This is a genomic window from Heyndrickxia acidiproducens DSM 23148 (assembly GCF_000374345.1).
Classification (GTDB): Bacteria; Bacillota; Bacilli; order Bacillales; family Bacillaceae_C; genus Weizmannia; species Weizmannia acidiproducens.
On record NZ_KB894031.1, the window covers coordinates 1 to 15,709 of the forward strand.

The window sequence follows — 15,709 nt, forward strand, 5'->3', positions numbered from 1 at the left end:
AATCCTTGCAGTCCAACACCGTGAACAGGTAGATGATCGGACCCTGGGTGAGTTGTTTTATCTCATGGTTGATGAACTTACTGACGTCACCTTCGCAGAAGCGATTCAACAATTGATTGATTTATTTAAAGAAGCTTTTAAGGATGAGTATATCCTTTGTGAAGAAGTACTAAATACTATTATTGAGCAATTTTTAAAAAAGTTACCTGTCAGCTATCAAAAACACCTAATTAAAGCAGCTTAGCTCTAAATTAGCCGGGGTAACCGCAGTGGTGACAAGGGGTTTGCACGATTTTCGCACTTTCAAGTTTTAGCCGATAAATAAAAAAGAGCTTCCTTCTTGGGCAAGCTCTTTTTTCATTAATAATATTTAGGACTATTTAACAGCGAGTTCGTCCTCTGTTAACCATTTATGATTTTTTACCTTTTCTCCCCCATTTGCCGGTGTGTAATCCACCATATAAACCGTTGTTTTTTTAGAGGAGACAATTTCAGCAGATGCCCCTTTCATGCCTTCCATATGATCTGCTTCCAATGTTACTTTTGTCCCGGGTTTTAACGTCTTCTTCCCTGCCGCTTTGATTTCTTCCTGAACAACCCATTTATGATTTTTCACTTCAGCCCCGCCTGTTTCCGGCTTATAATTCACCATATAAACTGTTGTCGCATAGGCAGCTTTTACGGTTGCCTTTGCGCCGTTCATCCCTTCCATATGATCCGCGTGAATGATAACCTGGCTACCCGTTTTGTACTTTGGATTTTTTTCTTCCTTCATTCCTTTTGGTACATTGCTTGATCCGGAATGATTCATTTCCATGTGAGATTGGGAACTCGTACTTTCGCTTTTCACAGATTTTTCGTTGCCATTGCCATTTTCATTGCCACATGCTGCCAAAGAGAAGAGAATTGCAAGAGAAAAAATGCCTGCTAATAATTTTTTCATCATCCAAAGTCCTCCTTATAATTTTTCTAAATTTGTTTATTCAAGGATACCTATCATTTGTGCAGAAATGATGCATTTTACTGTTTATACTGGAAAAATATTGTTTGAATGGATAGTTTTCCTATGTAAAGTCTGGTCTTTGAAAAAAACGGGTTATCTTAGTCAGTGCTGCCATTTCAATTTTACTGCCAGATTGCATTTCTTTTCCTTTTACCAATACACTATTACACAAATTCCACATCACTTCTCCATAGAAACTTCATAATTTCCATTTATGATAAAAGAATCAGGAAAGAAGGAGGGATAAAATGATGAAAATGAAAAAATTGATCATTCCAGTTTTGGGAACAGTTGTCATTTTAGGAGCCGGAACAGGTGTATATGCTGCTGAAACCAATAATGGCCATACGCCTTCATTCAACCAAATGAAATCTTATATGGCAAAAGCACATCCAAATTTATCCGACAAGGAATTGAAACAAATGTACAATGCTTGCCACTAAACAGGCCGGCCTGAATTAATGCAGATAGAAGGAGGATACAGATGATGAGCGGCTTTGGCTATGGCATGATGATGGGATATGGAATATTCGGTTGGCTGCTGAATTTAGCAGCCATTGGGGTTGTTGTTTATTTTTCAGTTAAACTTGCTTTACGTAAGCAAAAATGAGCAGCTTGGACAGGCAGAAACAGCCTGCCCTTTATGTTTTATCAATTTTTTAGAATCAGCCGGCCTTATTCCAAAGAAAACCGCTGTATTTGGCATTACAAAACCCCCGATTCCGAAATCTCTTCCGGGACCAGGGGCAAAGTTATTTTATTGCCGGGGAGAAGAAAAAGGAATAGGCATAAAACTCCTATCCAGCTGCATTTTTTTGTTTACGATCTTCCAGAAAGCATGATGAAAATTTCAGTTTGCCCGCGCGGATAGCATCAGTCACCTTCATAAGGTGACTCTTTTTTAAATCTTCTGTACTGTTCATTTTGTATTGGTTATGCGGCATGTGATTCTTCAAAACTTCTCTGCGGAGCATTCCACGTTATAACCCAGTTCCTGACCGCTGTAACCATAATGATCAGACCCAGAATAAGCATAATCACGGATAGTATGCCGTTCAATACGTTATAACCTGATGCTGCAGCGTTCAGATAAACGTGTTTCACCATCCAATATCCGGCAACATTAACCGTCACGTACAGATAAGCCAGCGGGATCAGACAGGTTAGCATATACCGGCGTTTATTCGCATATCTGAGAATAATCGTCGCGCCGATAGTCAAACCAATGGTGGCCATTAACTGGTTCGATACACCAAAGAGTGTCCAAACAGAGCTGATATTGCCGGAAAATAGCAGATAACCCCAAATAACGGATGCAATTGCACTAGCCAGGACGGAACCCCAAGTAGTTGTTTTTAAAGGTTTAAAGATGGCACCAAAGAAATCCTGGATTAGATAACGGGCCGTACGGGTTCCGGCATCGATTGCCGATAAGATAAAGACGGCTTCAAACATAACAACAAATTGAAAAAAATAGGCAGATAGTTTAGAAAACCATGAAATACTCGTAAATATATAGGTCATGCCAACGGCCAGTGTTACGGCACCACCTGTCCTTCCTTCCAGGTTAAGACCGATTTCTTGTGCAAGATGTGGTAATTTATCAACGTGCATTCCCAATGTCTTAAAGACTTCAGGGGCTGAGTTAATGGCAAAATAATCAGCAGGCTGCAGGGAAGTTGCAGCAATTAATGCCATGACTCCGACCACACATTCCACTAACATGGCACCAAAACCGACCATATTAATATCCTTCCACTTGTTTAACATTTTAGAAGATGTCCCTGAACTGATAAAGGCATGGAAGCCGGAGATCGCGCCACAGGCAATGGTAATCGAGATAAACGGCCAAACCGGTCCGGCAACAACTGGTCCACCGCCGTGAGCAAACCTTGTTATATATGCTGGCATCTGAATCGATGGGTTGATCGCAAACACTCCAATAATCAACGCAGCAAATACACCGATTTTCATAAAGGTGCTTAAATACCCACGCGGCGCGAGCAATAGCCAAACCGGCAGTGCTGCCGCCAAGAATGCATAAATTGGCAGAATAAGTGCTAATGTATTATAATCAAGTGTTAACCATTGACCAAGAAGCGAATTTTTAATATATGGGCCTATAAATACACAAACCATAATGAGAATGAATCCAACTGTTGTGGTTACTTTTAAATTTCCCGTTATCCGATATGCAATGCCAACAAGCATAGCAATTGGAATCGTCATCCCAACTGCAAATACTCCCCATGGATTATTTGACAATGCATTCAAAACAACCATTGAAAGTCCGGCCATTGTAATAGTAATAATAAATAACATTGCTATACCAGTGCAAAAGCCGGCAACTGGACCCAATTCTTCTTTCGCAACTTCCGATAAAGATTTCCCTTTTTTCAACATGGATGCATAAAGCACAACCGCATCATGAACTGCACCACCGACCACCGCACCAATTAACAGCCATAACAATCCTGGTAAATACCCGAATTGTGCAGCCAGAACTGGACCGACCAGCGGACCAGCAGCAGCAATGGCTGCAAAGTGGTTCCCAAATGCTACCCATCTATTGGTTGGAACGTAATCCTTTCCATCATCAAATTCATGTGAAGGCGTCGGCACTGTTTGATCTAATTCGTTTAATCTCATTACCTTTGCTGCCATGAATGTACCGTATAAACGGTAAGCAATCATTAAAATACAGACGGAACCAATTACAATCGTAATCGCATTCATATCTAAAACCTCCTCATCTATTTGATCCGGCTTAATTTTACCAAAAGGATAACGCTTATATTTTGTTTTCAGGGCAAAATGCAAAAAGCGATAGTTGAAGTGCAAAAAGGCATGATTGAAATGCATAGAGAAGAGTGAATGGGGAGGAAAATTTTTCAAAAAATAAAAAAAGCTGCCTAGAATCCTAGCAGCTGTTTCAATTCTTTTACATAGGTCCGGCTGACCGGCACTTTCTCATTATTAACCAGAATAAGGTTATAGGTAGAATTAAACCATGGTTCAATTTCGACAATGCTATTGATATTTACAAGAAAAGCGCGATGCACACGAATAATGGAGGACTGCTCCAGCTTTCTTTCAAAAGTAACCAACGAATCATGAACATAGTACTTGTTCTTTGTAGTTGCAACCATAGTTTTTCCATCATTTGCCTGAATGTATAGAATGTCGTTTACATTAATAAGGACGATCTTTTCATCCACCGTAAGCGCCAATTTTTCAGGTTGATTGGCAAGAATAGCTTGGACCCCAGAAGGAAATTTAAACCTTTGCTCAGTGCCGTTGATCTGTTTGACTAATTTTTCAATTGTCTGCTGCACTCTTTTTTCATCAAATGGTTTTAAAAGATAATCAAGTGCGTTTAGTTCAAATGCTTTTAGGGCATATTCGTCATATGCCGTTGCAAATACAATCATTGGAGGATCCCCGAGTTGATTCAGCTTCTTAGCAATGTTAATCCCACTCTCTTCTCCAAGCTGAATATCCAAAAAGATCACATCAACATCCATGTCTTTCAACTTATCAAATGCCGTTTCGATGCTTTCTGCCTGACCGGCTATTTCAACTTGCTTGCTTCGTTTTAGTAAATAGATCAGTTCGTCCCTTGCTAATGGCTCATCATCCACTATGAATGCTGTTAACATTCTCTTCACCCCGGTTTTCTTCATTTAAAGGCAGTTTAATCAAAACTTTTGTACCTTTGCCAGATTCGCTGTTAATTGTAAAAAAAGCTCGCTGCCCATAAATTTCTTCAATTCGCTTTTTGATATTCCAGAGGGCTGTTCCGGTTCCCGCTAAAGATTCAACAGTTTTATCCCCCAATGTTTGAAGGCGGTCAGACGGGATACCCTGACCATTGTCCTCTGTGAGCAGCACCATCAAGTCCCCCTCCTCGAATGCGCTTATTTTAACAGTCCCTGTTTTTGTTTTTTGAAAGGCATAGCGGATTGCATTTTCAACAAGCGGCTGCAGCGTAAATGGCGGTACTAATACCTGCTTTAACGATGGGGCAACCGCGATTTCGACATGGTAGCGATCCGGAAAGCGGGCCTGTTCCAATGATAAATAGGCTTCTACATGTTCCAGTTCCTTTTCAAGCGGAACCAGCATTTGGCGAGCCCCGTTCAAATTGCTGCGAAAAAAGATGCTTAGCTGGATTAATAACTGCCTGGCCTTATCTGAATCGGTCCTAACCAGGCTGGAAATAGTATTGATTGCATTAAAGAAAAAATGGGGATGGATTTGCGCTTGTAACGCTTTAATCTCTGCATCCTTTAACAGCCTTTTTTGCCTTTCAACCTCTGCCACTTCCAATTGATCTGAAAATAATTTTCCTAAACCTTCTGCCAATTTCATTTCCACCTGGTCAAGTCTACTGGCATTCTTAAAATAAAGCTTCAAAGCCCCTACTGTTTTCGAATGAACTTTCAGTGGAAGGACGATTGCAGCATGAAGCGGGCAATCTTTCTTCCAACACCGGATTTCTTTGGAAGATTTGGCGATCATGATCTTTCCCTGTTCCAAAACATTTTTTGTTAGCTGCGTCCCCACCTCTCCTAACGGTAAATGATGATCCGATCCCGCCCCGACATGAGCAAGGACTTTATGCCGGTCCGTGATCGCAATCGCGTCTGCATCCGTCCATCTAAAGATTACTTCTGCGGCTTTTTTGCATGAATCCATATGTAAGCCCTTGCGAAAGTACGGCAATGTTTGCTGGGCAATATACAGCGCTTTATGAGTTTGCAAGGCGCGAGTTCGCTCTACGTTAAGGATGATTTCCTGAATAATTAATAAGAATAATACCGTTCCGAATCCGTTTATGGAAATCATCGGCAAGGCAATCATTTGGACAAGATGCCATGCATCATCAAATGGTTTTGCCAGCGCTAAAATAATTCCCATTTGAACAAATTCCATGAGGATGCTGATAATTACAGCCTTCCACGTAGATCCTTTTCCGTGGATTTTATAGCGTTTTCCTATAAATCCGGTGACAACCCCTGCCAATATCGTTGAAATGGAACAGGCTGTTGCCGTAAAACCGCCTAAAGAAAACCGGTGCAGACCAGCAATAAAACCGGCGCCAATCCCGACGACCGGACCTCCAAGCAGACCACCAATGACTACCCCCATTACCCTGGAATTGGCAATTGCATCACTGCTATTGACATCTTTTATCCATCCATTGGAGATAACCGTTCCATGGTTGATTTTTATCCCGGTATAATTGCTGATTATTGAAAAAAGGCCAAAAATAATGACCATAATGATTTTTTCCTTTAGACCGTGTTCATCATGAATAACTTGGCGAAAGGACTTCATCCTAGATAAAACAAATGCAACAATAATAAGGATCCCTACACGTTCCAGCAAGAGTGGAAATAAAGCGACCATCCTCATTCCTTCCTTCACTCGCAGTATTTAGGAAATCGCCGCCATAATATTAGAATAGTATTTTGTTTATCTATATGATATCAAAAATTACCACGAAAAAGCAGGCCGAATCCCTCTTTTTCGTGGTAATTTTTGTTTTCCAAGGAGTAAAGTAAAGAATATTAATTTAATTTTACTTCCATAACCTTCTTCGGTTCATGCGTTATTTTTGTAATACAAGCCCATAAAAGAAAACCAATCGCAAGAAATCCAACATTCATGCCGATGACACCTTTCCATCCGAATCCGGACCAAAACCATCCGCCGAGTGTGCCGCCCACACTTGAACCTGTATAATAAAGAAATAAATATAATGAAGAAGCTTGTGCCTTGTTATGCAGGGCCCGCTGTCCGACCCAGCTGCTTGCAATGGAATGCCCGCCAAAGAATCCAAAGATAAAAAAGCCGAGCCCCATTATTTTCATGATTAACAGTGGGTTTAAAGTGAAACAAACTCCAATTAATGCAATGAGCAGATTAAAAAACAACACTTTCTGTTTTCCATAATGATTCACCAATTTTCCTGTCCACACAGAACTAAACATGCCAAAAATCATGATCAAAAAGATCCAGCTTACAAAAGACTGGCTTAGTGAATAGGGCTTCCCGAGCAATACATATGCAATATAATTGAACAGCGCGACATTAGTCCCTAAAAGCAAAAAGCCCAGAAGAAACAGGCAAACAAGACCGGGATCTTTCAAATGGCCGATTAATGACTTTGCCAAGTTTCCAATTTCCAATTGGCGGGCTTTAAAATGACGGGAAGGCGGCAAACTATTCCAAAAGACCAAAGTAGCAGCTAAACTGATAAACCCAATCCCGGCTATCGCAATATGCCAGCCAAAGTAATCACTTAATACGCCCGATAAAATTCTGCCGGACACAGCCCCGGCTGAATTGCCGCAAATATACAGCCCCATTGCAGTTCCCAGACTTTTAGGTTCAATTTCTTCCCCAAGATAAGCCATCGCAATGGAGGGCAGGCCTGCCAATGCAATGCCTTCAATCAGCCGAAACACGATCAAAAAATGGAAATTCGGACTGAACGCAGTGAGGATACAAAATACAGAAGCAGCGAGCATCGACATCACCATGATTGGCTTTCGCCCCCATACTTCAGACAAAGAACCGAAAATCAGCATGCTGGCAGCAAGCACCATCGTTGTAACGGAGAGTGCCAAACTTGCAGTAGCCGGGCTAATCTCAAAAGCCTTTGTAAACTCAGGTAATAGCGGTTGTACACAATACAGTATCGCAAAAGTATTAAAACCGGCGGCAAAGAAGGCAAAGCTGATCTTACGAAAAAGCGGTGTCCCCTGTTGTATATAACTCATATCCAGACCACCATAAAATTGCTGATTTGCATCCTTTTCCATCTCTTTTCATCCAAAATTATTGTACTGTTATTGTATCACCGCTCTTATTAGATGTATAATTCATTATTATCATGTTTTTTATGCAATTGTGTAATAAGAAGACGATAGGGGCGTGATGACAGAAATGGAATGGCAGCAATTTGAGTATTTCCAAACGTTGGCACAGATGGAGCACGTGACACATGCTGCTGAAGCGCTGTCCATTTCGCAATCGGCACTGAGCCGCTCGATTGCAAGGTTTGAGGAAGAAATCGGCGTCCCGCTGTTTGACCGGCAGGGGCGTTCCATTCGTTTGAACCAGTATGGCCATATTTTTTTAAAACGCGTTAATCGGATACTAAAAGAATTGAATGAAGGAAAAAAAGAGATCCAGGATATGCTTGATCCTGACCGGGGACAAGTTGCCCTTGGCTTTCTGCACACTTTGAGTACCAACTATATCCCGGATTTAATTGCTTCTTTCCGCAACCTTTATCCGAAAATAGATTTCCGTCTTGGGCAGGGCCCTTCCCATACACTGGTTGAACAGCTGGAATCGGGAGAACTGGATCTTTGCTTGATGGCCCCCATGAAATTTAAATCCCCAATCATATGGAAACAGCTTTGGAAAGAGGAGTTGTTTGCCATTGTCCCAAAAGGCCATAAATACGCTGCCCGCGGAATGGTCACTTTAAAGGAAATGGCAGACGAGCCTTTTATTCATTTAAAAGCGGGGTACTCATTGCGGATGATGGTCGAAAAGATTTTTAAAGATGCGGGATTGGCGCCTCGTATCTTGTTTGAAGGAGAAGAGGCAGATACTGTCGCAGGTCTTGTCGCAGCCGGCTTAGGCATTTCCATTTTGCCTGATTTAAAGGGAATCGATCAAAGCAAAATTGCCAAAATACCGATCCAAAATTCAAAGTTTTACCGGACAATTGGAATTGCCTGGATGGAGGGAAGATATTTATCCCCCGCAACCGGGAAATTTAAACAATTTGTACTGGAACATTTCCGCGATATCGCGAGAGAATGAAAAATATGTTCCAAATTTCGAAAGCAAGAGAGGTTTAACAAAGCGTGTCGGTAGGGATAAAGCCCTAACGCAATAAGGGATTTCGGGTAAAGGAACGAAGCTTATTGGAAATTGGAAGGATTTAGAAATAGCTTACATTGAGGACTTAGCAAAATCGATATTCCTAACTTTGAAAGAGCCAACGTTGGCTCACCATAAATACATTAACGCCCCCCCAATACAAAGAATACGCGAGTGCTTTAGAAAGCACGAAAGAATGAGTGTCTAAGACAGAAAAACATATGTCTAAAGAGAGTAAGCAGTATGATGATTTACAAGATTCATTATAGAGAAGACCAGAAGTAAGGAATGCTTGATACAGATCAAATCCTGATATCTTTCGTCTGTAAAAACAAAAATGATACTGTCTCATTATAAGACGCAACGAAAAATTTTTATTAATGGGAGAAAAAAAGCTTTGACAAGCGAAAACTATTGTTGTAGAATAATATTCGTGGTTGAGAGAGAATGAAATTTTCATCTAACGGGAAGTAGCTCAGCTTGGTAGAGCACTACGTTCGGGACGTAGGGGTCGCAGGTTCAAATCCTGTCTTCCCGACTACTAAAACCCTTGATGTATCGCGGATGCATCAAGTTTTTTTTATTTTCTATTGGGCTTTGTTTTCAGTTGGTTTTGGGTTGAATATGCCCGTTGTTGACGAGTTTAGTCAACAATTTGCCAACAATTCAGCACTAAAAAATGAATGCTACCATAACCGAAATTCACGAGCAAAATATCCTCATCACTATCAGTAAGCCATTTTTTTCGAACACAATATAATCTGTAGCACATTATCAAGCGTCCTGGTTAGTAAAAAGCATAAGAAAATTTGCCTTCATGATTTTCGGCATATATGGTCATTAAAAACCCCGGCCCACAAACGTGAACCGGGGTTAATGGCTATGTATCGGCCGCCATTGCCGTAATTTAAGTAAGAAAGTTTTTAACCACACTCCTCAAAGTGGGTGCTCGCAAGAACGTTCATGCCTTCCTCCATGCCCTGTAGGCAGAGGCCCGGCATTCCGGTTCCGATGTAAAACTCCCTATAACAGTTTAAAGGTTAAAACTTTATTAACATTACGCACAACGCAGCTTGTATATTTATATTACCTGTTTCTTATGCTAAAATCAACAGGAATTTTTTTCTTTTACTCGGTTTTGCCGGTCCACTCCATCATGCCGCCGTTTAAATTGGCAACATCATATCCGCGGCTTTCGAGAAACTGGCACGCCATGAAGCTGCGGCCGCCGGAATGGCAAACGACAATATAATGCTGTGAACGATCCAGATCCTGCAGCTGGAATTCCAACAGGCCGAGCGGAATATTTACGGCTCCCGGTATTTTTCCTTCCGCCACTTCATCTGTTTCGCGAACATCTAAAATATGAAGCCGCTCCCCTTTTTCCAACTTTTCTTCAACTTCCTGTGCTGCAATTTGTTTCATGTTCATCCTCCCAATTTTACCCGTTTATTCATTGCGGGGTATAAAGATCCCTTTACAGCGTATAAGCTGACACGGAAAATAAAAATATCATATTCCCCATCAGGTATTTTATCAAACAAAACAGGTTTACGCGATTTTTTCTTTTTCATGGTAGAATAGAAACAGACTTTAATAAAAGGGGAAAGAAAAGAAATGAAAATAAGAAAACTGGGCTGGCTTGCTGCTGTTGCAGTCATCATTGTGATAGCGGCTTTCTATCATACAACAGAAGATACCAGCAACAGAACCAGTACTGTAAACAAACAGGAAACAACACCGCAAGAACAACAAACTGAAAACAGCCAGAAGGCAAACGATACCAACAACAAAAACGGTGATCCTGCGTCCAATCGGGATGCATACGTATCAGACAGCGGGAAAAACCAAATCCCTGTAAAACTTGCCGATACGGTTGACGGCGATACGATTAAAATCTGGTACAACGGCAGAGAAGAGACGGTGCGCTATTTGCTGATCGACACCCCGGAATCGAAAAAACCGGGGCAATGTGTGCAGCCTTATGCGAAAGCAGCGTCTTACCGCAATCAGCAACTTGTCAAAAGCGGCAAATTGACGATCGAATTTGACAACGGCTCCCAGCGCGATAAATATGGGCGCCTGCTTGCTTATGTCTTTGTCAACGGAAAATCGGTGCAGGAAAAATTGCTGAAAGAAGGCTATGCCCGCGTCGCTTATGTTTATGATCCGCCCTATAAATATTTGAATCAATTTAATCAGGCTGAACAGCGGGCAGAAAACCAGTCGCTTCGGATTTGGTCGCAAAAAGGTTACGCAACCAATCGCGGGTTCAGCGGCTGCGAAAATGGCAGCGGCTCCTCTGCTTCTGCTGCGCGTGCAAGTAGCACAACCGGCTCAGCCGCTTCCAGCAAACAGAGCAACAATTTAAATTCAAGCACTGCCGCCGGCCATTTTCAAAACTGCACAGAACTGCGAAAAAAATACCCGAACGGCGTCTCAAGTAAAAGCCCCGCCTACCAGCCAAAAATGGACGGCGACAAAGACGGATACGCATGTGAACGCTACTAGCAGCGGCGATAGAAATGCCAATGGCAGGTGAAATAAAATAACGGGGCTGCCCCAAAGTCGGGTTGACTATAAGACAGCCCCTAAATCAGAATACTCAATATGAACAATCAATCCTAATGAATTCCTGGTTTTGAGTGGAATAGGAATGTTCACGAGCTGGGCGGCAACATCCAAGATAGACAAAATTTAGAATCTTTTATTGAAATTAACCAGGAAGTTGTATATAATATTGGTGTAAAATGAATAGATATTGTTATCGGACCAATCCTTTACTGAAGATGATTTAACTGCATATCCAGATCCACCCCATTACTTCGGCCCGGAAGGCTGGTCTGCTTCATACCCCATTGTTTCTTACAGAATCTGCCAACTACTACATTCCAATTAGGTGCCTTTACAATAAGCAAACGCTTGTAATTTACGGTATTCATTCTGCAATGCTTCGCGTGAAGTTGCGAATCTCACTATTACTGGCGGAAAAGCTAAACTGGTGGGAAACTTCAAAAAAGTCATCGGCCTCTATCTACAAAATTTTTGTCTGTCCTCTACCGAATTAAATGGAGAGACGCTGAGATTAAATTGTTAGGGGGATTATCCTTTATTACGTTTCATATGTGCTATATCAAATGAACTTAAGTTTTTACATCAAGACCTGGCATCAATTTGCATAATTACTACTTTTTACAGTAAGCAACAGGGTAGCAATGTTTCGTTCATTTTATATACATTAAAAATATTCGTTTGGATTTTCATTGGTATTTGGTATTTCGTATACAGTATAAAGCAGTTAATCGCTTAAGGAGGATCTGTTTATGAATAATGATATGATAAACAAAGACATCGAACGGTTAAAATCTACTGATAAAGTAAAGGCATTCACAGCGATTGCAAATCTGAAAAATAAAGCCCAACTCGCAGTACCACAATTAATACAAGTAATTGAAGATACAGAAGAACAAGCGCTGAAAACAATGGCTATTGTCACACTGGGGGAAATTGGCTCCCAAGCAAAAGATGCCATAAATACATTGATCAATTGTTTGCAGGATGAACAGGAAGAAATAAGAAGCTCAGCAGCCCTGAGTCTGTTGAGAATTGGAGAAAGCAGCCTTGGGCAATTAAAGACAGTTGTCAAAGAGCAAGAAGGGAAGAGCAGGTTTTGGGCTAGTTGGGCGATTACCATGATTAATCCGAATGAAGCCGATGAGGCAGTAGTAAATGCTTTAAATGAATATAGATTAAATGGGGATAGTGACTTTGAAAACTTAGCCGCAATCGAAGGATTGGGTAAGGTCATTGGAAACCATTTAAAAGAAAAATAAAAGAAAAGGGGAATGTCTAAGATTCCAAATCAATTACTATTCGAAAAAGATAAATGCATTTGCTTAGATCAGGAACTGCAATCATTCTTTGCAGTATTCAATCGTATAAAGTTAAATTTTCCATAGCCGGGCTCAAAGTTTGTTGTGCTATGCTTTCAAATAGAAATGAAGGCTGCCGGCAAGATTCTGCAGCCTTCTGATCCGGATTAATGGTGCTCCCGCCTGGCAAAATCCACGAACCGGAATTTATCCAGCCTGTGCCGGGATTCCGTGTATTGCAGCAGGCTTGCATCGTCTAAGTAAACATGGTTTCTTACCACGACGACATGGTTGTAGCCGTTCATGTCCAAATACTCCCTGTCCTCCGCCGTTGCCTCTTCGACCGTGATTTCTTTTTTCGCAAAGCTGATCACAAGGCCGAGCGTTTTTTCAAAGTATCTGTACAAGGAATCTTCACAAATATCTTTTGTGATCGTTGGGACAAATTCTTTTCTAATATAATCTTTGTCCAAAATAATTTTTTCCTGGTTAATTTCCCTGGAACGGATGACCTCCCAGACTTCTTCTTTCCCGGATATGTTCAATTGCCGGCTTAAGGCAGTATCCGGCTTTATTAACACCAGTTCATGCACATTTGTCCGCCAAGGTTTTCCCGAGCTCTCGGCAATTTCTTTGAAACTCACGAGCCCGGAAACGGGAAAATCAAATTTCTTCACATCCAAGACCACAGATCCTTTCCCCTTTATTTTTTGAATATAGCCATTCTGGGAAAGAAGATTCAGCGCCTTGCGGATGGTTTCCCGGGACGAATCGTACTGCTCTGCCAATATATGTTCAGAAGGCAGGAGGCTGCTTGCTTTCAAATCTCCTTTTTGGATTTGTTCAACCAGATCATTATAAATCGCAATGAATTTATTTTCTCTCATTCACGTTCACCAACTGTATTGTAGCATATTCTGCCATTACTTCGTTAAGTGATAGACAACGGATTCATAAGGACGGAGTGTAAAAGCACGAAAATCCTGTGGCGCATCCGGATAATTTGAAATCAGCATCTTCGTTTGAGAGAAATTTGCTTCTATCTCTTCCGGCCATTTAAATTGCACCGGTTTTCCGTAAAAGTTATTGACCACCAGCAGTTTTTCATCCTTGCCATTTCTGATATAAGCAAAAATCTGCGGATGATCCGGCAAAATCAGCTGGTAATCGCCATAAGTGATCAAATCGCATGTTTTCCGCAGTTGAATCAGCTTTTGATAATGGTAAAAAATCGATTGTTTATCTTTCAACGCCTGTTCAACATTAATTTTTTTATAATTGCCGGCTGCTGCGATCCATGGCGTACCCGTTGTAAATCCGCTATGGGCTTCACTGTTCCACTGCATCGGTGTGCGCGAATTGTCTCTTGATTTCTGCTTCAGGATTTCCATGATTTCCGCGTGGCTTTTTCCTTTTGCTTTTAAAATCTGATACTGATTAAGTGATTCAACATCGCGATAGTCTTCAATCCGGTCAAAATGCGGGTTGGTCATACCGATTTCTTCCCCCAATAAGCATTTAATAAGTCCGGGTGGATCATCATCGTCCCGAGTACAATCCCGAGCAGCGGGTTGCCGCCGAACCGTTTGACGGCCGACCAGCCGATTAATGCCGGTAAAAATGTAAAAGCGGTATTGGCGATAATATTAATCATATCCGCCAGGCCGGCCCAGCTTTGGTGCACATCGATAAATGATTGATGATGGTAGAAAATATCCTTGCCTGTTAACAGATTGTTCAAGCCCATTAGCAAACCGGCTGTAACGATGGCGGGCAAAATTGGAATAAAGATGTCCGAAAGCATTTTAACGAATTTTTGAAGCGGATTCATTTTCTTTGCCGCTTCATTCTTTACGTCATCTTTGGAAGCTTCTCCTATTCCCGTCAGTTCAATCATTTTATCGTAGACTTTATCGACGGTCCCCTGCCCGATGACGACCTGGTACTGGCCGTTTGCAGAAAATGAACCCTTGACAAGATCAATTTTTTCCAGTCTTTCTTTGTCTACTTTTCCTTCATCTTTTAATGCAAAACGCAGCCGGGTGACACAGTGTGTCGCTGCTGCAATATTTTCTTTTCCGCCGACAGATTCAATAATTTGTTTGATAGATTCATTGCTGATCTTCGCCATGATCCTTTCCTCCCTAATTTAAGACGAAATCCATTTTAAGATTTTAGATGGACAGTGATGATTTCCGTTTCTCCTGCTACAGACTCCGCCCCGGTATGTTTATCAATGGTTGCACCTTGTCCGCTGTTTGTGACCACAATGGAAGTAATCGTGTTCGCTGCATTTTCTTTAATGAATTCAAGATTAAAGGTCAGCAGCGGCTCTCCTTTTTTAACTTTTTGCCCTGCTTTGACAAGGCTTTCAAAACCATCCCCATTTAAGGCAACGGTTTCCAAGCCAACGTGGATTAAGATTTCCACTCCGGATTTGCCGCGCAGCCCGATCGCATGCTTAGTAGGAAAAACCTGGATGACTTCCCCATCAAAAGGAGAAACCACGGTTCCGTCTGCCGGTTTAATCGCGGCGCCGTCTCCCATCATTTTTTCTGAAAAAGTCGGATCCGGTACTTCTTCTATTGCAACGGCTTCACCTGTTAAAGGAGCAAAAATATGTTCTTCTGTTGGTTTTCTATTAAACAATTTAAACATACTGTGTTTCTGACATCCAAAAATAACCGAAAGTTGACGGTATTGCCTGTCCGGAATTTGACGAGTATAATGTCCTCGTATTTATTCTTGAGAAAGGAAAAGGACATCCCCCATGATGTATAACTGTACCATCAGCTATACGGGGAATGTCCCACCAAAAATAACGATTATGGTTATTGTATCAGATTATAAGCTAATTGAAAATACTCAACTTGGTGTTTTTGGTTAGGGGTGCGGAAAAAGTACCTTCCCCTTGTTGTGGTAAACATAT

At 41.4% G+C, this 15,709-nt stretch carries 13 protein-coding genes, 1 tRNA gene, 1 other RNA gene and 4 pseudogenes; 8 read left to right on the forward strand and 11 right to left on the reverse strand.

Annotated elements, in window-relative coordinates:
* A pseudogene (locus C232_RS20065) lies at window positions 1–244 on the forward strand (IS4 family transposase); the annotation flags it as partial.
* A 132-nt stretch (window positions 245–376) separates the two neighbouring features.
* Here C232_RS20065 and C232_RS0116095 read toward each other — a convergent pair.
* The gene (locus C232_RS0116095) at window positions 377–943 is read right to left on the reverse strand and encodes a YdhK family protein (RefSeq protein WP_026314646.1); all 567 of its coding nucleotides are present in this window, start codon (window positions 941–943) and stop codon (window positions 377–379) included.
* A gap of 311 nt (window positions 944–1,254) precedes the next feature.
* On the opposite strand from C232_RS0116095, the gene C232_RS18880 reads away from it, so the two are divergent.
* Both C232_RS18880 and C232_RS20435 read left to right on the forward strand, forming a co-directional pair.
* The gene (locus C232_RS18880) at window positions 1,255–1,446 is read left to right on the forward strand and encodes a hypothetical protein (protein WP_235801552.1); all 192 of its coding nucleotides are present in this window, start codon (window positions 1,255–1,257) and stop codon (window positions 1,444–1,446) included.
* Between the two features lie 41 nt (window positions 1,447–1,487).
* Window positions 1,488–1,613, forward strand: coding sequence for a hypothetical protein (locus C232_RS20435; RefSeq protein ID WP_268869212.1), 126 nt, complete (start codon window positions 1,488–1,490; stop codon window positions 1,611–1,613).
* 323 nt (window positions 1,614–1,936) lie between these two features.
* On the opposite strand, the gene C232_RS0116115 is transcribed toward C232_RS20435, so the two are convergent.
* The 4 genes from C232_RS0116115 to C232_RS0116130 all read right to left on the reverse strand — a co-directional run bounded on the left by C232_RS0116115 (window position 1,937) and on the right by C232_RS0116130 (window position 7,791).
* Window positions 1,937–3,739, reverse strand: a complete 1,803-nt coding sequence (locus C232_RS0116115) for a carbon starvation CstA family protein (protein ID WP_018665183.1) — start codon at window positions 3,737–3,739, stop codon at window positions 1,937–1,939.
* 176 nt (window positions 3,740–3,915) lie between these two features.
* Window positions 3,916–4,662: a LytR/AlgR family response regulator transcription factor gene (locus C232_RS0116120; protein ID WP_018665184.1), complete on the reverse strand. Its 747-nt coding sequence runs from the start codon at window positions 4,660–4,662 to the stop codon at window positions 3,916–3,918.
* Complete coding sequence (locus tag C232_RS0116125; protein WP_018665185.1) at window positions 4,637–6,415, reverse strand: sensor histidine kinase; 1,779 nt, start codon at window positions 6,413–6,415, stop codon at window positions 4,637–4,639. The genes C232_RS0116120 and C232_RS0116125 overlap by 26 nt, the downstream gene beginning before the upstream one ends.
* A gap of 161 nt (window positions 6,416–6,576) precedes the next feature.
* Window positions 6,577–7,791 (reverse strand): MFS transporter, encoded by a 1,215-nt coding sequence (locus C232_RS0116130; protein WP_026314647.1) that lies wholly within the window; start codon window positions 7,789–7,791, stop codon window positions 6,577–6,579.
* A gap of 166 nt (window positions 7,792–7,957) precedes the next feature.
* On the opposite strand from C232_RS0116130, the gene C232_RS0116135 reads away from it, so the two are divergent.
* The 3 genes and pseudogenes from C232_RS0116135 to C232_RS0116140 all read left to right on the forward strand — a co-directional run bounded on the left by C232_RS0116135 (window position 7,958) and on the right by C232_RS0116140 (window position 9,446).
* Complete coding sequence (locus C232_RS0116135) at window positions 7,958–8,848, forward strand: LysR family transcriptional regulator (protein ID WP_026314648.1); 891 nt, start codon at window positions 7,958–7,960, stop codon at window positions 8,846–8,848.
* Window positions 8,849–8,852: 4 nt separating this feature from the next.
* Window positions 8,853–9,096, forward strand: a pseudogene (locus C232_RS20315) (plasmid recombination protein); the annotation flags it as partial.
* Between the two features lie 276 nt (window positions 9,097–9,372).
* Window positions 9,373–9,446: transfer RNA gene (locus tag C232_RS0116140), tRNA-Pro, on the forward strand.
* A 346-nt stretch (window positions 9,447–9,792) separates the two neighbouring features.
* Here C232_RS0116140 and ssrS read toward each other — a convergent pair.
* Both ssrS and C232_RS0116145 read right to left on the reverse strand, forming a co-directional pair.
* Window positions 9,793–9,986: non-coding RNA, 6S RNA (gene ssrS, locus C232_RS19620), on the reverse strand.
* Window positions 9,987–10,036: 50 nt separating this feature from the next.
* On the reverse strand, window positions 10,037–10,333 hold the full coding sequence (locus tag C232_RS0116145) for a rhodanese-like domain-containing protein (RefSeq protein ID WP_018665188.1): 297 nt from the start codon (window positions 10,331–10,333) through the stop codon (window positions 10,037–10,039).
* A gap of 192 nt (window positions 10,334–10,525) precedes the next feature.
* Between C232_RS0116145 and C232_RS0116150 the strand changes: the two genes are divergently transcribed.
* Together C232_RS0116150 and C232_RS0116155 are read left to right on the forward strand one after the other, a co-directional pair.
* Window positions 10,526–11,419 (forward strand): thermonuclease family protein, encoded by an 894-nt coding sequence (locus tag C232_RS0116150; RefSeq protein WP_018665189.1) that lies wholly within the window; start codon window positions 10,526–10,528, stop codon window positions 11,417–11,419.
* Between the two features lie 812 nt (window positions 11,420–12,231).
* Window positions 12,232–12,741, forward strand: a complete 510-nt coding sequence (locus C232_RS0116155; RefSeq protein WP_018665190.1) for a HEAT repeat domain-containing protein — start codon at window positions 12,232–12,234, stop codon at window positions 12,739–12,741.
* 206 nt (window positions 12,742–12,947) lie between these two features.
* Here C232_RS0116155 and treR read toward each other — a convergent pair whose 3' ends face one another.
* The 4 genes and pseudogenes from treR to C232_RS0116170 all read right to left on the reverse strand — a co-directional run bounded on the left by treR (window position 12,948) and on the right by C232_RS0116170 (window position 15,438).
* A complete protein-coding gene (gene treR, locus C232_RS0116160; protein ID WP_018665191.1) occupies window positions 12,948–13,667 on the reverse strand; it encodes a trehalose operon repressor in 720 nt (239 codons plus the stop codon).
* 36 nt (window positions 13,668–13,703) lie between these two features.
* A pseudogene (locus tag C232_RS18885) lies at window positions 13,704–14,288 on the reverse strand (alpha-amylase family glycosyl hydrolase); the annotation flags it as partial.
* Window positions 14,285–14,911 (reverse strand): annotated as a pseudogene (locus C232_RS18890) (glucose PTS transporter subunit EIIB); the annotation flags it as partial. The pseudogenes C232_RS18890 and C232_RS18885, both read right to left, overlap by 4 nt.
* A 35-nt stretch (window positions 14,912–14,946) precedes the next feature.
* Window positions 14,947–15,438 (reverse strand): PTS sugar transporter subunit IIA, encoded by a 492-nt coding sequence (locus C232_RS0116170; protein ID WP_018665194.1) that lies wholly within the window; start codon window positions 15,436–15,438, stop codon window positions 14,947–14,949.
* Window positions 15,439–15,709 lie beyond the last annotated feature (271 nt).

What these genes read in the sequence shown, in the direction of transcription:
- C232_RS0116095 (WP_026314646.1), bottom strand. Translation starts at nt 943, where the DNA reads ATGAAAAAATTATTAGCAGGCATTTTTTCTCTTGCAATTCTCTTCTCT.
- C232_RS18880 (WP_235801552.1), top strand. Translation starts at nt 1,255, where the DNA reads ATGAAAATGAAAAAATTGATCATTCCAGTTTTGGGAACAGTTGTCATT.
- C232_RS20435 (WP_268869212.1), top strand. Translation starts at nt 1,488, where the DNA reads ATGATGAGCGGCTTTGGCTATGGCATGATGATGGGATATGGAATATTC.
- C232_RS0116115 (WP_018665183.1), bottom strand. Translation starts at nt 3,739, where the DNA reads ATGAATGCGATTACGATTGTAATTGGTTCCGTCTGTATTTTAATGATT.
- C232_RS0116120 (WP_018665184.1), bottom strand. Translation starts at nt 4,662, where the DNA reads ATGTTAACAGCATTCATAGTGGATGATGAGCCATTAGCAAGGGACGAA.
- C232_RS0116125 (WP_018665185.1), bottom strand. Translation starts at nt 6,415, where the DNA reads ATGGTCGCTTTATTTCCACTCTTGCTGGAACGTGTAGGGATCCTTATT.
- C232_RS0116130 (WP_026314647.1), bottom strand. Translation starts at nt 7,791, where the DNA reads ATGAGTTATATACAACAGGGGACACCGCTTTTTCGTAAGATCAGCTTT.
- C232_RS0116135 (WP_026314648.1), top strand. Translation starts at nt 7,958, where the DNA reads ATGGAATGGCAGCAATTTGAGTATTTCCAAACGTTGGCACAGATGGAG.
- C232_RS0116145 (WP_018665188.1), bottom strand. Translation starts at nt 10,333, where the DNA reads ATGAAACAAATTGCAGCACAGGAAGTTGAAGAAAAGTTGGAAAAAGGG.
- C232_RS0116150 (WP_018665189.1), top strand. Translation starts at nt 10,526, where the DNA reads ATGAAAATAAGAAAACTGGGCTGGCTTGCTGCTGTTGCAGTCATCATT.
- C232_RS0116155 (WP_018665190.1), top strand. Translation starts at nt 12,232, where the DNA reads ATGAATAATGATATGATAAACAAAGACATCGAACGGTTAAAATCTACT.
- treR (WP_018665191.1), bottom strand. Translation starts at nt 13,667, where the DNA reads ATGAGAGAAAATAAATTCATTGCGATTTATAATGATCTGGTTGAACAA.
- C232_RS0116170 (WP_018665194.1), bottom strand. Translation starts at nt 15,438, where the DNA reads ATGTTTAAATTGTTTAATAGAAAACCAACAGAAGAACATATTTTTGCT.